Source organism: Nocardia sp. JCM 34519.1, from assembly GCF_020361265.1.
Lineage (GTDB): Bacteria > Actinomycetota > Actinomycetes > Mycobacteriales > Mycobacteriaceae > Nocardia > Nocardia arthritidis_A.
Genome location: NZ_JAIRBR010000012.1, coordinates 87,001 through 104,216 on the forward strand (window position 1 = coordinate 87,001; position 17,216 = coordinate 104,216).

Genomic DNA, 17,216 nt, shown 5'->3' on the forward strand with positions numbered 1-17,216 from the left:
GCTGACCAGCCGAAACGGCGCTATCGGCGGCGCGTTTTCAGGCCGCGCGCTCGCGCAGGAAGGTCAGCGCCTCGTCGGCGTGCACATTGGCGCGCAGTTCGCCGGTGATGATCTTCAGGATTTTCCGGTCGGTGCCGATGACGAAGGTATGCCGCTTGACCGGGGCCAGCCTGCCCAGCAGGCCACGCTTGACGCCGAATGCCGTCGCCACCTTCCCGTCGGCATCGGAGAGCACCGGATAGCCGAGCCGCTGCTTGTCGGCGAATCCGGCCTGGGTGTCGACGCTGTCGGTGCTGATCCCGGCGCAGGACGCGCCGAGCGCGGCGAATTCCCCGGACAGATCGCGGAAGTGACACGCCTCGGCGGTGCATACGGGGGTGTTGGCGGCTGGGTAGAAGAACAGGACGAGCGGACCGTTCGCGAGCAACGCGTCCAGCGAGCGCACCGTGCCGGTCTGATCCGGTAGCTCGAATTCGGGGGCGAGCTGACCTATCTGCATGAACTGGACAGTACACCTGGACGCGACTGCCGGGCCGTCCGCTGCCGGCTGTCGAATCGGGTTGCCGCCGAACGCCTTCGGCGGCAACCCGGTGCCCTCACGCACCGATGAGCGCGGCCACCTCCGGATTCTTGATCTCCATGACATCGAGGATCCCGTGTGCCCGCAGGAACGGCTTGAGCTCGCGAATCCGGTCGCTGTGCGTGGCGTACTCGTCCGGGAAGTGGTTCTTGTCCAACGCTTCCAGTGCCTTCACATAGGTGACGAAGGAGGCCAGGGCATTGACCGTTGTCGTGCCCTGGCCGCCGCCCATCTGGCCGAGCCCGACCATGCGGGGCATCGAGCCTGGGGCGGCATGCCGAGGGCCCTCCGGGGCCACCGGTTGCGAGGGGTACATCGTTTGTTGACTCCTCTCGTAAGTGGGTACCGCGCGAATTGGAACTGGAGATATCGAACGGAGCGAGTGTAGTGACGCCGGACACAGCGGTGTGCGAGCACGTACGAACCGAGCAGTTGTTTTCACCTGGCTGTGCCCCATTTGCCGCACTCCCTAGCCCTACGTGGTCACGCTCCGCTACCGCCTCCGGGCTTGACGCTCGCGCGGCGGGTCCCATTTGCCGCACTCCCTAGCCCTACGCCCAGCCTGTCGGACCGTGCTGGGATGATGGGCCAATGCACGGCGCGTCGACACCAACCACAACGACCCGCGAACAGTTCCATCAGCTGGCCGCGGAGCACCGGGTGGTCCCGGTGACCCGAAAGGTGCTGGCGGACTCGGAAACTCCGCTCTCGGCCTACCGCAAGCTGGGTGCCGGGCGGGCGGGCACCTTCCTCTTCGAATCCGCGGAGAACGGACGCTCCTGGTCCCGCTGGTCGTTCATCGGCGCGGGCAGCCCGTCGGCGCTCACCGTGGTGAACGGCGAGGCCGCCTGGCTCGGCAATATCCCGGTCGACGCCCCGTCCGGCGGTGACCCGCTGCGCGCGCTGCACGAGACGCTGCAGCTGTTGCGCACCGAGCGGCTGCCCGGTCTGCCCCCGCTGACCGGCGGCATGGTCGGCTACCTCGGCTACGACACGGTGCGCCGGATCGAGCGGTTGCCCGAACTCACCGTCGACGATCTGCACGTGCCCGAAATGGTGCTGCTGCTCGCCACCGATCTGGCCGCCTTCGACCACCACGAGGGCGCGATCACGCTGATCGCCAACGCGGTCAACTGGAACGGCACCGCGGACCACGTCGACGCGGCATACGACGACGCACTGGCCCGGCTGGACCGGATGACCGAAGCCCTTGCCGCCCCGGCGGTTTCGACGGTGTCGGTATTCGAGACACCGGAACCGGAGTTCCGGCGCAGGCGCACCTCCGACGAATTCGGCGCCGGGGTGCGGCGGCTGGTCAAGGAGATCGAGGCGGGCGAGGCCTTCCAGGTGGTGCTCTCGCAGCGATTCGAAATGGATTACGACGGCGATCCGCTCGATCTGTACCGGATGCTGCGGGCGTCCAATCCGAGCCCGTACATGTACCTGATCCACGTCCCGGACGGTGACGGCGGCACCGCCTTCTCCATCGTCGGCTCCAGCCCGGAATCGCTGGTGACCGTGAAAGACGGTGTGGCGACGACACATCCGATCGCGGGCACCCGGTGGCGCGGCGCCACCGAGGAGGACGATCTCCTGCTGGAGAAGGCGCTGCTCGCCGACGAGAAGGAGAACGCCGAACATCTGATGCTCGTCGACCTCGGCCGCAACGATCTGGGCCGGGTCTGCCAGCCCGGCACGGTGCGGGTCACCGAATATCGGCATGTCGAGCGGTACAGCCACGTCATGCATTTGGTGTCGACGGTGTCGGGCAGGCTGGCGCCGGGCAATATCGCGCTGGACGCCGTGAAGGCCTGTTTCCCGGCGGGCACGCTGTCCGGTGCGCCCAAGGTGCGCGCGATGGAGCTCATCGAGGAGTTGGAGCCGACCCGCCGCGGCGTATACGCCGGAGTGGTCGGCTATCTCGACTTCGCGGGCGACGCCGACACCGCCATCGCCATCCGCACCGCACTGCTGAAAGACGGTGTGGCGTATGTGCAGGCGGGTGGCGGCATCGTGGCCGATTCGCAGCCGGAGTACGAGGACAACGAATCGCGCAACAAGGCCATGGCGGTGCTGAAGGCGGTCGCGGCGGCCAGAACGGTGCGGGCGTACGCCGAGGGCGCGCGCGGTGAGTGAGCCCGGTGCGGCGCAGGGCAAGCGTCGCTATCCGGTGGTCCCGGTGCTGCTGCTGGCGGTGGCCGCCGGGCTGATGTGGCTGTCCTCCCGGCTGACCTGGGTGACCATCCACTCAGAGGACGGCCTGACCGTCGCGCGCACCAACGATCTCAACGGCGGCACCTGGTTCGGCGCGCTCACCCCGCTGGCGCTGGTGCTGCTCGCCGCCATCGCGGCGGTGCTGGCGACCCGCGGCTGGCTGCGCCGGATCTTCGGCGTGCTCATCGGTCTGGTCGCGGCGGTCACCGCGGTGCCAGGATTCGCCCTGCTGCTCGGCAAGGGCGCCACCGCGGACCGGGCCAAGGCGCTGGCCGAATTGCCCGGCCGCGCAACGGTTACCGACGTGCTGACCCATCCGTTCCCGCCGTCGCTGACGCTGCTCGCGACGGTGGCGGCGGGTGCGGCGGCGGTGTTGCTGGCCAGGATGCCGGAGCAGACGGCGCGGCTCTCCGGCAAGTACGACAACCCGGTGTTCCGTCGCGCCGCCGCCACCGCGGAGGTGGCCAAAGGGCCGGCGCAGGGCGAGGTCACCGAACGGGTGCTGTGGGATGCGCTGGACGCGGGAGCCGACCCCACCGCGGACGATGCCGGTGCGAATCCGAAACCCCATGGGGGATCGGGCGATTCGGCGGGCGACGGCGATCGTGCCGAACGCTGACCGGTGCGGCTCGGGCTGCCGCGTCGCGGCGGTGAGCAACGTTCGCGCAGGTAAGGCGGGCAAACACAACCCCGCCGTCAGAGCGAGACGGATAGCCATTTATTCTTTGTCAACATCGGTGAGACAGCGCCTGGGGGGACACTCAGGCAGCAAGTCCGTCTCCCCAGAAAGGATTCGAGCCAGATGACGGTCCTCGACTCGATTCTCGACGGGGTCCGCGCGGATGTGGCCGCTCGGGAAGCCCTCCTGGATTTCCAGGCGGTGAAGGCCGCCGCGGCCGCCGCGCCAAGGCCACTCGATGCGCGGGCCGCGCTCCTGGAGGACGGTATCGGCGTCATCGCCGAGGTCAAGCGGGCCAGTCCGTCCAAGGGTTCGCTCGCGGATATCCCGGATCCGGCCAGTCTGGCCAAGGCTTACGAGGACGGCGGCGCGCGCATCGTCAGCGTGCTCACCGAGGGCCGCCGGTTCAACGGTTCGCTGGACGATCTGGACGCGGTCCGCGCCACGATCGATATCCCGATCCTGCGCAAGGATTTCGTGGTCGGGCCGTATCAGATCCACGAGGCGCGCGCACACGGCGCCGATGTCATCCTGCTGATCGTCGCGGCCCTGGAGCAGGACGTGCTGTCCTCGCTCATCGACCGCACCGAATCGCTGGGGATGACCGCGCTGGTCGAGGTGCACACCGAGGAGGAGGCCGATCGCGCGCTGGAGGCGGGCGCGTCGGTGATCGGAGTGAACGCCCGCAATCTGAAGACCCTGGAGGTCGATCGCGACGTATTCGCGCGCATCGCGCCCGGCCTGCCCACCGAGGTCATCCGGATCGCCGAATCCGGTATCAGCGGCACCGCCGACCTGCTGGCGTACGCGGGTGCGGGCGCGGATGCCGTCCTGGTCGGCGAGAGCCTGGTGATCAGCGGCGATCCGCGGGCGGCCGTCTCCGAACTGGTCACCGCGGGCACGCACCCGTCCTGCCCGCGCCCGGTGCGGCGCGGCCGGTGACCGCATCGCAACGAACGAAATGAGCGAGCTATGAGCACATCCCGTCCGGGTGAGGTGCGGCCATGACCGCACTGCCCACCGCGAGTTCCGGCGTTCACGAGCGCAGTGGCCACGAGCCGGATGTCGGCGGCCACTGGGGCCGGTACGGCGGGCGGCATGTGCCGGAGGCGTTGATGGCGGTGATCGAGGAGGTCACCGCCGAGTACGAGAAGTGCCGGCTGGATCCGGCGTTCCTGGACGAGTTGGACCGGCTGCAGCGCGATTACACCGGCCGTCCGTCGCCGGTCTTCGAATGCAAGCGGCTGGCCGAGCATGCGGGCGGCGCGCGGATCGTGCTCAAGCGTGAGGATCTGAACCACACCGGTTCGCACAAGATCAACAATGTGCTCGGTCAGGCACTGCTGGCCAAGCGGATGGGCAAGAACCGGATCATCGCCGAGACCGGCGCGGGTCAGCACGGCGTCGCCACCGCCACCGCCTGTGCGCTGCTCGGCCTCGACTGCGTGATCTACATGGGCGCGGTCGACACCGCGCGGCAGGCGCTGAACGTCGCGCGCATGAGATTGCTCGGCGCGGAAGTGATTTCGGTGACCACCGGATCGCAGACGCTCAAGGACGCGATCAACGAGGCGCTGCGCGACTGGGTCAGCAACGCCGATGACACCTACTACTGCTTCGGCACCGCGGCGGGCCCGCATCCGTTCCCGATGATGGTGCGCGATTTCCAGCGCGTCGTCGGGCTGGAGGCGCGCGCGCAGATCCAGCAGCTGGTCGGGCGGTTGCCGGATGCGGTGACGGCGTGCGTCGGCGGCGGATCCAATGCCATCGGCATCTTCCACGCCTTCATCGACGATCCCGGCGTCCGGCTGATCGGTTACGAGGCGGCCGGTGACGGCGTCGAAACCGGAAGGCACGCCGCCACTTTCACCGGCGGCTCACCGGGCGCCTTCCAGGGCGCCTACTCGTACCTGCTGCAGGACGAGGACGGCCAGACCATCGAATCCCATTCCATCTCAGCGGGTTTGGACTATCCGGGCGTCGGCCCCGAACACGCCTACCTCAAGGACATCGGCCGCGCCGAATACGCGCCGATCACCGATGCCGAGGCGATGGACGCGCTGCTGCTGCTCTCGCGCACCGAGGGCATCATTCCGGCCATCGAATCCGCGCACGCCGTGGCGGGCGCGCTGAAGCTGGGCCGGGAACTCGGCAAGGGCGCGGTCATCCTGGTGAACCTGTCCGGGCGCGGCGACAAGGATATGGATACGGCGGCGCGCTGGTTCGGGCTGTTCGACGAGCAGAACGGAAGTCAAGAGTGAGTCAGCAGTCCCGTCTCGCCAATACCTTCGCCGCCGCGCGAGCCGAGAACCGGGCCGCGCTGATCGGCTACCTGCCCGCGGGCTATCCGGATCTCGCCGGATCCATCGAGGTCTGCCGGACGATGGTCGAATCCGGTTGCGACATAGTGGAAGTCGGTGTCGCCTACTCCGATCCGGTGATGGACGGCCCCACGATCCAGGCAGCCGCCGAACAGGCGCTGCGCGGCGGGGTGCGGGTGCGCGACGTATTCTCCGTCGTCGAGGCGATCACCGCGGCGGGCGGCCAGGCCGTGGTGATGAGCTACTGGAATCCGGTGGTCAAATACGGTGTGGACCGCTTCGCGCGCGACCTCGCCGCCGCGGGCGGCGCGGGCATCATCACGCCGAACCTGATTCCGGAGGAGGCCGACGACTGGTTCGTCGCCTCGTCCACGCACAACCTGGACCGCATCTTCCTGGTCGCGCCGTCGTCCACCGAGGAGCGCCTCGTCAAGACGCTGGAGGCCAGCCGCGGCTTCATCTATGCCGCGTCCACCATGGGCGTCACCGGCGCCCGCGACATGGTCTCCTCGGCCGCTCCCGCGCTGTGCGCGCGCATCCGGGCGCACTCCGATATCCCGATCGGCGTCGGCCTCGGCGTGCGCAGCGGTGCGCAGGCCGCCGAGATCGCCGGGTACGCCGACGGGGTCATCGTCGGCTCGGCGCTGGTGTCCGCGGCGGCATCCGGACTCGACGCGGTGCGCGCGCTCACCGCCGAACTCGCCGAAGGCGTCCGGGCGGCGACGGTCCGGAGCTAGGCCGTCCGGCCATCCGACCTCCCAGCGGCAGCCGTCGACGGGACTCTCGGCTACGGTGGGGCCGTGACTTTTCCAGTCCTGGCAGACAGTGTCCTGACCGACGGCGATGTGCTGGCCTATATTCCCAGCCCGTCGCAGGGCGTATGGCATCTCGGGCCGCTCCCGCTACGGGCATACGCGCTGTGCATCATCCTCGGCATCGTCATCGCCATCTGGTGGGGTGAGCGGCGGTGGCGCGCGCGCGGCGGGCAGGCGGGCGCGGTGCTCGACGTCGCGATGTTCGCGGTGCCGTTCGGCCTGATCGGCGGGCGGCTCTACCACGTGGCCACCGACTGGCAGAAGTACTTCGGCGCCAACGGCAATCCGGCCGACATCATCAAGATCTATCAGGGCGGCCTCGGCATCTGGGGCGCGGTATTCCTCGGCGGCATCGGCGCCTGGATCGGCTGCCGGGTGTACCGAATTCCGTTGCCCGCCTTCGCCGATGCGATCGCGCCCGGAATTCTGCTGGCCCAGGCGATCGGCCGGCTCGGCAACTACTTCAACCAGGAGCTCTACGGCCGCGAGACCACCGTGCCGTGGGGTCTGGAGATCTATCGCCGATTCGACGCGAACGGCAAGCTGGATATGCTCAACGGCACCTCCACCGGCATCGTCGACAAGGTCGTGCATCCGACCTTCCTGTACGAGCTCATCTGGAATGTGCTCGTGGTGATCGCACTCGTCCAGTTGGACAAGCGATTCCGGATCGGGCACGGCAGGCTGTTCGCGCTCTATGTGGCCGGCTACTGCTTCGGCCGATTCTGGGTCGAGCTGATGCGCGACGACGAGGCTACGCATATCGCGGGCATCCGGATCAATTCCTTCACATCGGCGCTCGTATTCCTCGCCGCCATCGCCTATTTCGTCTTCGCGACGAAGGGCAGGGAAAAACCGGAGTCGCTGCAGCCGAGCACGTCCCAGCGGCCGTGGCCGTGGCAGTTCGGGGCACTGCGCGCGGCGGCTGCGGCCGAATCGTCGGAAACCGCTGCCACAGAATCGACGGAAACCGCTGCGACCGAATCGACGGAAACCGTTACGGCCGAGGAATCGTCGGATGAAAAGCCGGAACCGGCCGAACCCGATAACGCGGACGTCTCCGAAAAATCATCGGACGAGCCCGCACCGGAATCCGAACCCGTCAAGCCCGCTGGCGACGAGACCGCCTCGGCCGAAAAGGATTCCGCCAAGGCGGATACCAATCCGACCGGTTAACCCATTCCGTTCGCACCGCGATATCCGGACCGGACAACGGATTTGGCTTCGCCGAAGTGGAAGTAGGTCCACACTTCGAGAAGACAAACTCGGTCGATTCCGGCAAGAATGACCCCTGATCTTCGCGGGGCCGTCTTGCTGCTCGGCAGATCAGTCACGCCGGGGGCCAAGCAGAGGGTTCCTGCACGAATGAGGAGGACATGAGTGACCGACCCTTACCAGCAGAACAATCCGGGATTCGGCGGCCCGCAGTACGGGCCGCCCGGTACGGGGCCGGATCTGAACAAGCAGCCCGATAATTCGGGTGCGCAGTACGGTCAGCCCGCCAACCCGTACGGCCAGCCCGGCTACGGGCAGCAGCCCGGCTACGGGCAGCCCATGGACGGGTACAGCCAGCCACAGCCCGGCTACCCCGTGCCGTATCAGGGCCAGCCCGGGTTCAACCCGAACGATCCGGAGGCGCCCTACGGCCGCAATCAGCAGGGCGAGCCGCTGTCGGATAAGCAGAAGCTCATCGCGGGGCTGCTGGAGATCTTCCTCGGTGCGTTCGGCGCGGGCCGGTTCTACCTCGGCTACACGGGTCTCGGCATCGCGCAGATCGCGGTCGTCTGGCTCACCTGCGGTCTCGGCGGCATCTGGCCGTTGATCGACGGCATCATGATGCTCACCGGTAGCGTCCGCGACGTCAACGGGCGTCCGCTGCGCGACTGATATCCGATCGCCAACACGATGGGCACCGCCACCGCGGCGGTGCCCATCGTCGTTTCCGGGCCCATTACCAGCTCCGGGGAGAATCGCCGGTATTCGGCTCGGCGTGAGCGCAATACTGTTCGACAAAACCGACCAGGCGTACTCTGGGCCGGATTTGTGTGCCGTGCGCGGGACTCGGCCCGCGCACAGAAGAGAGGGATCCCGTGCGTCGCAAGCTGTTCGCCGTCGCCATGCTCGCCATCGTCGCCGCCACCGGGCTCAGTGCCTGCGGCAAGAGCGATCCGAACGTATTGAAGATCGGCACGGAAGGCACCTACAAGCCGTTCAGCTTCCAGGGGCAGGACGGCAAGCTCACCGGATTCGATATCGAGGTGGCCCAGGCGATCGGCGGCAAGCTCGGCAAGAAGGTCGAATTCGTGCAGACGCCGTGGGACGCCATATTCGCGGGTCTGGAGTCCAAGCGCTTCGATCTGGTGGTCAACCAGGTCTCGATCAATGACGACCGCAAGGCGAAATACGCTCTCTCCCAGCCGTATACGACCTCCGACGGGGTGATCGTCACCCGCGCCGACAACACCAGCATCAATTCGCTCGCCGATCTGAAGGGCAAGACCTGCGCCCAGACCGCGACCAGCAACTGGGGCAAGATCGCGACCGACGCCGGCGCCAAGGTCGAGACGGTCACCGATTTCGGTCCCGGTATCCAGCTGCTGAAGCAGGGCCGGGTGGACGCCGTCATCAACGACACCCTCGCCGTCGGCGAATACACCAAGACCACCGGCGACACCTCGCTGAAGGTGGCGGCCAAGACCGGAACGACCACCCAGCAGGCGGTCGCGGCGCGCAAGGGCGACGCGTTGATCGACGATGTGAACAAGGCGCTGTCCGAGCTGCGCGCCGACGGCACGCTGGCCAAGATCTCGGATAAGTACTTCGGCACCGACGTCACCAAATAACCGGTGGACGACCGCACTCGGGAGCTGATCCTGCACAACCTGTGGCCGATGCTGCAGGCGACGCTGGACAAGACCCTCCCGCTCACCGCGATCAGCTTCGTCATCGGCCTGGCGATCGCCCTGTTCGTCGCGCTGGCCCGGATGTCGCCGATATGGCCGGTGGCCGCCGCCGCCCGCTTCTACATCTCGATCATCCGGGGCACGCCGCTGCTGGTGCAGCTGTTCATTGTGTTCTACGCGCTGCCGCAGTTCCAGATCGTCATCGATCCGTTTCCGGCGGCGGTTATCGCGTTCAGCCTAAACGTCGGCGGTTACGCGGCCGAGGTGGTGCGCGCGGCGATCCTGAGCGTCGCGCACGGTCAGTGGGAGGCGGCGCAGGCCGTCGGCCTGTCGTATGCGCAGACGATGCGGCTGATCATCCTGCCGCAGGCCGCGCGGATCGCGGTGCCGCCGCTGTCCAATACCCTCATCTCACTGGTGAAGGACACCTCGCTGGCCTCGACGATTCTGGTGACGGAATTGCTGCGGGTGGCTCAGGTGGCGGCCGCGCCGACGTTCGACTTCTTCGCGCTCTACGGCGTCGCCGCTATTTACTACTGGGTAATTTGTTTGATTCTCGGATTCGCGCAGACCCGGCTGGAGACCCGTTTGGCCAGGCACGTTGCACGATGAGCAGCGCTTCGTATGTTCCGACAAAGCGAGTTCGTATTTTTCACCAAGCTTTCACCGAGGCCACGACGGGTCCACTCGAGTACACCGGACTAGGCTCACACCCGTGATGCGACGGACGAAGATTGTGTGCACGCTCGGCCCGGCTACGGCCACCGAGGACCGTATCCGCGAACTCGTCGAGAGCGGCATGGATGTGGCCCGGCTGAATTTCAGTCACGGTGAACATGCCGACCACGCCGAGAACTACAAGAAGGTGCGGCAGGCCTCGGATCACCTCGGCAGAGCGGTCGGCATCCTGGCCGACCTGCAGGGACCGAAGATCCGGCTGGGCCGGTTCATCGATGGCCGCACCGTATGGGCGACCGGCGAAGAGGTGCGCATCACCGTCGACGATGTCGACGGCACCCACGACCGGGTCTCCACCACCTACAAGGAATTGGCCAAGGACGCCAAGCCGGGCGACCGGCTGCTGGTCGACGACGGCAAGGTCGGGCTGACCGTGCTGCGGGTCGACAAGAACGACGTGGTCTGCCGGGTCACCGAGGGCGGCCCCGTCTCGAACAACAAGGGCGTCTCGCTGCCCGGTATGGATGTCTCGGTGCCCGCGCTGTCCGAAAAGGACATCGAGGACCTGGAATTCGCGCTGAAGCTGGGCGTCGATTTCATCGCGCTGTCCTTCGTGCGGTCCCCGTCGGACGTCGAGCTGGTGCACGACGTGATGGACCGGGTGGGCCGCCGGGTGCCGGTGATCGGCAAGCTGGAGAAGCCGGAGGCCATCGACAACCTGGAGGCCGTGGTGCTGGCCTTCGACGCGGTGATGGTCGCGCGCGGCGACCTCGGCGTCGAACTGCCGCTGGAGCAGGTGCCGATCGTGCAGAAGCGCGCTATCCAAATGGCAAGGGAGAACGCCAAACCGGTCATCGTCGCCACCCAGATGCTGGAGTCGATGATCGAGAACTCGCGCCCGACCAGGGCGGAGGCCTCCGACGTCGCGAACGCGGTGCTCGACGGCGCCGACGCGGTGATGCTCTCCGGTGAGACCTCGGTCGGCAAGTACCCGATCGAGACGGTGCGGACCATGGCCCGCATCGTGCACGCGGTGGAGACCGAATCGACCCGGGTCCCACCGCTGACCCACGTGCCGCGCACCAAGCGCGGTGTCATCTCCTACGCGGCCCGCGATATCGGCGAGCGGCTCAACGCCAAGGCGCTGGTGGCGTTCACCCAGTCCGGTGACACGGTGCGCCGCCTGGCCCGGCTGCACACCCCGCTGCCGCTGCTCGCGTTCACCCCGCTGCCGGAGGTGCGCAGCCAGTTGGCCTTGACATGGGGCACGGAAACGTTCATCGTTCCGACGGTGGACAGCACCGACGCCATGATCAGGCAGGTCGATCAGGCGCTGCTGTCGATGGAGCGCTATCAGAAGGGCGATCTGGTCGTCATCGTCGCGGGCTCGCCGCCCGGCACGATCGGCTCCACCAACCTCATCCACGTGCATCGCATCGGCGAGGAGGACCACTGATTTGAGCGGATCCCTAGGCGGTTCGGTCGGCGTCGCGCCGACGGGGAATGCGGATCTCGATGTGCTGCTCCGACTGCTGGACCTGGAGCAGGTCGACGAGGATGTCTTCGTCGGCCTGCATCCGGAGAAGGTGTGGAGCCGCACCTTCGGCGGCCAGCTGGTCGCCCAGGCGATCATGGCCGCGGGTCGCACCGTCGGCGATCGGCCGGTGCACGCGATCAACGCGCATTTCGTGCGCGGCGGCGATGTGAAGCGGCCGATCGAATACCGGGTGGACCGCCACCGGGACGGCCGTTCACTGGCCAATCGCACCGTCACCGCCACCCAGGACGGGCAGGAGCTGTTCGTCATGCTGGCGGCGTTCCAGGACTGGGGCAAGGGCCTCGAGCATGCGCATGCCCGGCCCGAGGTGCCGGATCCGGAGACGCTGCCCCGGGTGGAGGAGAGCTTCGAAGGCTTGGAGGACAAGCTGGAGATGTTCGTCAACGCCCCGCATCCGATCGATATGCGCTACACCAACGACCCGGCGTGGATCATGAAGGGCACGGGGGAGCGGCTCAACCACAACCGGGTGTGGATGCGCGCGGACGGCAGGCTGCCCGACGATCCGCTGATTCACGTTGCGATGCTTGGTTATTCGTCGGACACCACGGTGCTGGATTCGATCATCACCACGCACGGGCTGTCCTGGGGCCTCGATCGGATCATCGCGGCGACGGTGAACCACTCCATTTGGTTCCACCGGCCGTTCCGCTTCGACGAATGGGCGCTCTACGCAACGGAATCCCCGGTCGCGGCCGGGTCGCGCGGGCTGGCCACCGGCAAATTCTATTCGCGCAGTGGGGATCTGCTGGCGACGACGGTGCAAGAGGGCGTCATCCGGCATTTCCCGGCGCGCCGCTGATCCGGCGCTAGTGCGCCAAATACTCGGAGAGACGGGCCGAGTCGTAGGTTTCGCGATGCCTGCAGCGGATGGTCCACGGGATGGTGGTGCTGGGCGGGGGCGGGGTGAGGGCCGAAATGCGAACGGCCAGCTTCTGTTCCAGCGCCGCCACATTCGCCTCGGTGAGCCTGCTGGCCGGGCCGACGAGGCTGATGGCGATCTCGTAGGTGCGCCAGCCGTCCGGCGTCGCGCCGGGATGGTCCATCCGCCACTGGGTTTCGAGCAGGACATGGGCCGCGTCGTCGGCGTCGACGGGTAGCGTGAACCGCCACGCGAACACCTCGCGGTTGCGTAGGTGCTGATCGACCACCTCGCGGACCGATTCCACGACTCGGTCCAGGGTTTCCGTTGTCACATAAACATGGAGCGAAACATCCGAAATTCGTTTCGGCATGTCTGATTCCTGTCCTGTGTCGAACCATCCAACGGCGGAAGTTTATCCGCGGGGAGTGTAATCCCTTTTCACCGGAATGCGTCAATCCCACTCTCCGTTGGCGCACAGGGGAACAGCCGACCGCCGGTACCGGAATCTTTCGCCGCGCGGGTATTTCGGCCGGTCAGTACCGGATTCCGGTGCCGCTATCGCATTCCGGCGCGCTGGGCGGCGAGGAATGCCGAGAGCGGCGCCTGGGCGGAGTTCGGTTGGATGACGAGTCCGGGGACTTCGCTGTCCACCAGATGGGTTTGTTCGTGCGGCGCCAGCGCGAGCAGCAGCGGCACCAGCGCATCGGCGATGCGGTCGCCGACCTCGCAATAGGCGGCCTCGGACAGGCCGACCGGATCCGCGATGCCCTCACGGCCCACCAGCGAGAGATCGTTGCGCGCCCCGTGTAATTCGGCGATGGTGCGCGCGCCGGTCACCTTGGCGATTCTGGCGGCCTCCAACAGCGTGTAGGTGCGCGGGGCGGAGCCGAATGCCATATCGATCGATTGGTCGCGCAGCTGCTGGGTCATGGCGAGTACGAGATCGGCTCGGTCGATCAGTTCCGGCTTCAGCTTGCGCGCCTTGAAGTTTTCCGGGTCGGCGCCGAGGCCGGTGATCGCCTGTGCGGCCAGCGGTTCGATCGGAAAACCAACCAGCGCACGGGTTCCCGCGCTTTCCGCGGTCAGGCCGGGCAGATTGTGTTCGACCGCCAGTGCTCGGGTGAGCCGCTCGGCGATCGCCGAACGACAGACATTGCCATTGCAGACGAACAGGACGTGCATACCGATACGGTAAATCGCTCGATACCCAACTCGAAGTCGGATAACCCCGAATCACACGTTCCGTAGGACAATTTCATCTGGCCTTTGCGTGCCGTACACGCGAGACGGGCCGACCGCGGCGGTCTCCGGGGACTGTATTGCGACACCGGACAATATCATTCGGTGATCATGATCGAATCTACCCGGCGGCACCGCGAATGAAACGTTCCGGGTGAAATTGTGGGTGTCATCACTCGGAATCGGTTCCGTAATAGGCGGATTCACTGACAATCCCGGTGCGGCGCCGACCGAGTCCAACGTTCCAGGCTGTCCAGGTCTCGCCTGTACCGGCGGGCGCCTCAGTGCGGCGGGAACAGCTGTCGCCGGATCCGGTCGGAAATACGAGCGCGGCGAAGGGCGGGTTCGAGCACCCTCGAGCCGAACCCGCCCCTCGTCGCGGCTCAGCGCGGCGCCGGGGTGAAGACCAGGAAGCGGTTGCCGTCGGGGTCGAGTAGGTCGGCGAAGATCAGGCCATTCTGTGTCGCTCGCGGCTCCGACAGTGCCTTGCCGCCCAGTTCGGCGGTGCGGGCGCAGACGGCGGCGACGTCGCGGACCATGACGCCGAAGGTGGCGTGCCGGGTGTCCCCCTCCTCGAGCGCAGTGATTCCACCGCTGGGCGCGGCCGCGCCGGGATATTTGACGATCCGGTAGTCGGGGCCGCTGCCCGGGTCGGCGGTCGCGGTCCAGCCGAACAGATCACCGTAGAAGCGTTGTGCCGCATCGGGATCGGCGCTGCCGATCTGGAACCAGGTGACCGTGTCGAACGGTGGCGTTGTCATCGAATGCGTCTCCTCTGCATCGCTGCGCGGCCGGAATGCCTGCGCCCGTTCAGCTTCGGCGCTCATGGCGACAACCCTATGTCGGTGTTTCCGCCGAATTTCCGGTCACAGCGCCAGCCTGCTCGCCGCCACATCGGCCGGCAGGTCGTCCGGGTACCGGATCGGCCGCGGTGTGAACTTGACGTCCATCAGTTCGGCGGTCTGGATCCGATCCAGCCGGAACAGCCGCGTCTCCTCCCGCAACCGGCACCACCCGATCACATACCACCCTTCCCGCCCCAGCATCAGCACCATCGGTTCCAGCACCCGTTCACTCACCGCCCCGTACCGGTCCACATACGACATCGTCACCGGCCGCTGCTCCGCCACCGCCTGCCGCACCACCCCCGCACACCGTCCTGGCTCCGCAGCCACCACCGGCTGCAACATCTGCACCCGCCCCGCCAACTCCCGCGCCGCCCGCACCCCCTCCTCCGGCATGGCCGCCAAAATCTTCCCCAACGCACTGGCCCCCGCCGCATCGAACGGCGTCCCCCGTGTCCGCCCCAGCGCCACCGCGACAGCCACCGTCTCCGCCGCCGAAAAATTCAAGGGCGGCAACGACATCCGCTTATCAATCGCATACCCCCCACCCCGCCCCACATCGGCGTAAATAGGCACCCCAGCCTGCTGCAGCGCCGAAATATCCCGCTCCACCGTCCGCACACTGACCTCGAACCGCCCCGCCAACTCCCGCGCACTCAACCGCCCCGGCGCAACCCCCCGAAGCTCCTCCACCAACGCATAAAGCCGATCAGTCCGGTTCACCCGTCGAGTGTCCCCGGCCCCACCGACATCTCAGGAGCCGATGCCCCTCCAGTTCCGCACGGCCCGAGCGAGAATCCACCCAGAGCCACCAACATTCCGGAGCCATACTCCCTGCCGTTCCGTGCGAGCCGACCAAGGAGCCAGCAGAGCCACCGACATTCCGGAGCCCATGCCCTACGGTTCCGTGCGGGTCGCTTTCGACAGGGACACCAGTCCGGGGTTTTACCTACGCAGTGCTGTGCGCGCCGTGTGCCGTACCCGACTTGCTCTTCCGCGGCCCAGACGCATGTCCTCAACCCGGCGAGGTGAGGACTGGCTGTCGTCCGGTCCAAAGATCCAATCAAGCCCCCCAACCACTTTCGCGCAACCTTCGGAGTGATCGGCCCGTCGAGCGGGCGGTCGCGTCACTACGACAACGCAATCGCCCCAGTTGGCCGCGTGGCCCGTTGGCATCCGGCATTCCGATCCCCACTTCGCGCAAGGTTCGGAGTGATCGGCCCGTCGGGTGGGCGGTCGCGTCACTACGACGACGTAATCGCCCGAGCTGGGCACGTGGCTCGTTGGCATCCGGCGTTCCGACCCCACCCGAATACCGTTGTTCCCAAGCACCTTCCAGCTTCCCGCACACGCAATATCCTGCGCGAGAAGCCAATTGCCATGCACAACCTCACCACCGGCATATCGCCCGCCCACACGCCAATCACCTACGCGCCCAAAGCTAAACAAAAGGTCCCCACCCCTGTGTCAGAAGACACACCGCCCGCCACACCGCCAGATTTCACGAACGGGGTGCGTCAGCGACGACCGGATGCGGCAGCAACGACCGGATGCGGCACCGCCCAAGACAGGCGCACAAGAATCAACGCCAGCCGATGCAACCGAAACCCACAACCAACCGGAGCCGAACAACAAATCGCAACCCCAACAGAAGGGGGTCCGGGGGCAAGCCCCCGGGCGGGGTCTGGGGGTTGCACCCCCAGAAGAAAGGACGAGGCACCACCAGGCTGAGCGATTTCCGCGAACATGCGTCGCCCATGGTGCCGAGTGTGGGACTCGAACCCACACGTCCTTTCGGACAACGGTTTTTGAGGTTGTCACTCTCGGCGTTTGCGGTATTCGGGGAGCGTTGGTGTCGGTGGCCGAGTCCGGCTGACCAGGAAATTCGGTCGTTGGGATCGTTGGTCGGACTCGGTGGAGTTCGGGACTGCTGCGGACTGGTTGCGGACTGGATCCCGTGCCAGTACGGTCTGTGTCGGATCGTGAAGGGGGGTGCCACGAATGGATTTGCTCGCGCAAATGATGATGATGCTCATGCAGCAAATGCTTGGCGGCGGCAGATAGATCGCCTATCCGTCCCCTGCCTACCCTTTCCCTCTTCCTCATACTTGCCGCCCTCAGCGGAAGTCGGGTGTGTCAAGGGTGCCGTAGGCATCGCGTAGCGACGCGAAGCGCCCTTGATACGCCCGAGTGGAGCGAGACAATAGGCGCATGAGGAAGGGGCACCCCAACTGGCCGTGATGCCACCTCGGAACGATGGTCGGCGGGCGGAGTTGGGTTCGGCTCGACCTGGCCGATAGTCAGCTGATCACAGCTGGGATTCGATAGGTCAATCTCGACGGTGGAGTCTCCCACCCGATTCGATTCCGTCATTCATGCGGAAGTCAATGCCGTACAGGCGATTCAGGATCTCGCGGCGTGCTGCGTGTGTCGCGACGCGCCCGACGCTCCGGTAGGCGGAGCGAAGCGGAGCCGGGCCGCATGTGCGGCCGGTTGCGTGGCGCGGCGCGCGCAGCGCG

17 protein-coding genes and 1 pseudogene are annotated in these 17,216 nt (G+C 66.8%); 11 read left to right on the forward strand and 7 right to left on the reverse strand.

The features are described 5' to 3' along the window. Positions 1–37: 37 nt before the first annotated feature. Together LGY53_RS26660 and LGY53_RS26665 are read right to left on the reverse strand one after the other, a co-directional pair. Positions 38–499 (reverse strand): peroxiredoxin, encoded by a 462-nt coding sequence (locus tag LGY53_RS26660; RefSeq protein ID WP_225729465.1) that lies wholly within the window; start codon positions 497–499, stop codon positions 38–40. A gap of 97 nt (positions 500–596) precedes the next feature. Beyond that, entirely contained in the window at positions 597–896 is a 300-nt protein-coding gene (locus LGY53_RS26665) for a hypothetical protein (protein WP_225729466.1), read from the reverse strand. Between the two features lie 275 nt (positions 897–1,171). Between LGY53_RS26665 and LGY53_RS26670 the strand changes: the two genes are divergently transcribed. The 11 genes from LGY53_RS26670 (at position 1,172) to LGY53_RS26720 (ending at position 12,550) form a co-directional block, all read left to right on the forward strand. Next, on the forward strand, positions 1,172–2,716 hold the full coding sequence (locus LGY53_RS26670) for an anthranilate synthase component I (RefSeq protein ID WP_225729467.1): 1,545 nt from the start codon (positions 1,172–1,174) through the stop codon (positions 2,714–2,716). Continuing rightward, positions 2,709–3,413, forward strand: coding sequence for a TIGR02234 family membrane protein (locus LGY53_RS26675; protein ID WP_225729468.1), 705 nt, complete (start codon positions 2,709–2,711; stop codon positions 3,411–3,413). The genes LGY53_RS26670 and LGY53_RS26675 overlap by 8 nt, the downstream gene beginning before the upstream one ends. 183 nt (positions 3,414–3,596) lie before the next feature. Further along, positions 3,597–4,415, forward strand: a complete 819-nt coding sequence (gene trpC / locus LGY53_RS26680) for an indole-3-glycerol phosphate synthase TrpC (RefSeq protein WP_167473944.1) — start codon at positions 3,597–3,599, stop codon at positions 4,413–4,415. A 62-nt stretch (positions 4,416–4,477) separates the two neighbouring features. Next, the gene (gene trpB, locus LGY53_RS26685) at positions 4,478–5,734 is read left to right on the forward strand and encodes a tryptophan synthase subunit beta (protein ID WP_225729469.1); all 1,257 of its coding nucleotides are present in this window, start codon (positions 4,478–4,480) and stop codon (positions 5,732–5,734) included. After that, the gene (gene trpA / locus LGY53_RS26690; protein WP_225729470.1) at positions 5,731–6,531 is read left to right on the forward strand and encodes a tryptophan synthase subunit alpha; all 801 of its coding nucleotides are present in this window, start codon (positions 5,731–5,733) and stop codon (positions 6,529–6,531) included. The genes trpB and trpA overlap by 4 nt, the downstream gene beginning before the upstream one ends. Before the next feature lie 63 nt (positions 6,532–6,594). Further along, positions 6,595–7,785, forward strand: a complete 1,191-nt coding sequence (gene lgt, locus LGY53_RS26695; protein ID WP_225729471.1) for a prolipoprotein diacylglyceryl transferase — start codon at positions 6,595–6,597, stop codon at positions 7,783–7,785. Positions 7,786–7,989: 204 nt separating this feature from the next. After that, the gene (locus tag LGY53_RS26700) at positions 7,990–8,496 is read left to right on the forward strand and encodes a TM2 domain-containing protein (protein ID WP_225729472.1); all 507 of its coding nucleotides are present in this window, start codon (positions 7,990–7,992) and stop codon (positions 8,494–8,496) included. A 203-nt stretch (positions 8,497–8,699) separates the two neighbouring features. After that, a complete protein-coding gene (locus LGY53_RS26705; protein WP_225729473.1) occupies positions 8,700–9,452 on the forward strand; it encodes a transporter substrate-binding domain-containing protein in 753 nt (250 codons plus the stop codon). A 3-nt stretch (positions 9,453–9,455) separates the two neighbouring features. Continuing rightward, positions 9,456–10,124: an amino acid ABC transporter permease gene (locus tag LGY53_RS26710; protein ID WP_308102998.1), complete on the forward strand. Its 669-nt coding sequence runs from the start codon at positions 9,456–9,458 to the stop codon at positions 10,122–10,124. Positions 10,125–10,227: 103 nt separating this feature from the next. After that, entirely contained in the window at positions 10,228–11,646 is a 1,419-nt protein-coding gene (pyk, locus tag LGY53_RS26715) for a pyruvate kinase (protein WP_174867344.1), read from the forward strand. Between the two features lies 1 nt (position 11,647). Continuing rightward, on the forward strand, positions 11,648–12,550 hold the full coding sequence (locus tag LGY53_RS26720) for an acyl-CoA thioesterase II (protein ID WP_225729474.1): 903 nt from the start codon (positions 11,648–11,650) through the stop codon (positions 12,548–12,550). A 7-nt stretch (positions 12,551–12,557) separates the two neighbouring features. Here LGY53_RS26720 and LGY53_RS26725 read toward each other — a convergent pair whose 3' ends face one another. The 5 genes and pseudogenes from LGY53_RS26725 to LGY53_RS43985 all read right to left on the reverse strand — a co-directional run bounded on the left by LGY53_RS26725 (position 12,558) and on the right by LGY53_RS43985 (position 15,420). Further along, the gene (locus tag LGY53_RS26725; RefSeq protein ID WP_225729475.1) at positions 12,558–12,944 is read right to left on the reverse strand and encodes a hypothetical protein; all 387 of its coding nucleotides are present in this window, start codon (positions 12,942–12,944) and stop codon (positions 12,558–12,560) included. Between the two features lie 224 nt (positions 12,945–13,168). Beyond that, on the reverse strand, positions 13,169–13,795 hold the full coding sequence (locus LGY53_RS26730) for a low molecular weight phosphatase family protein (protein WP_225729476.1): 627 nt from the start codon (positions 13,793–13,795) through the stop codon (positions 13,169–13,171). Between the two features lie 272 nt (positions 13,796–14,067). Further along, a pseudogene (locus LGY53_RS26735) lies at positions 14,068–14,151 on the reverse strand (DUF4188 domain-containing protein); the annotation flags it as partial. Between the two features lie 84 nt (positions 14,152–14,235). Continuing rightward, positions 14,236–14,679, reverse strand: a complete 444-nt coding sequence (locus tag LGY53_RS26740) for a VOC family protein (protein ID WP_225729477.1) — start codon at positions 14,677–14,679, stop codon at positions 14,236–14,238. Between the two features lie 39 nt (positions 14,680–14,718). Beyond that, positions 14,719–15,420, reverse strand: a complete 702-nt coding sequence (locus tag LGY53_RS43985; protein WP_308102999.1) for a WYL domain-containing protein — start codon at positions 15,418–15,420, stop codon at positions 14,719–14,721. Between the last annotated feature and the right edge of the window lie 1,796 nt (positions 15,421–17,216).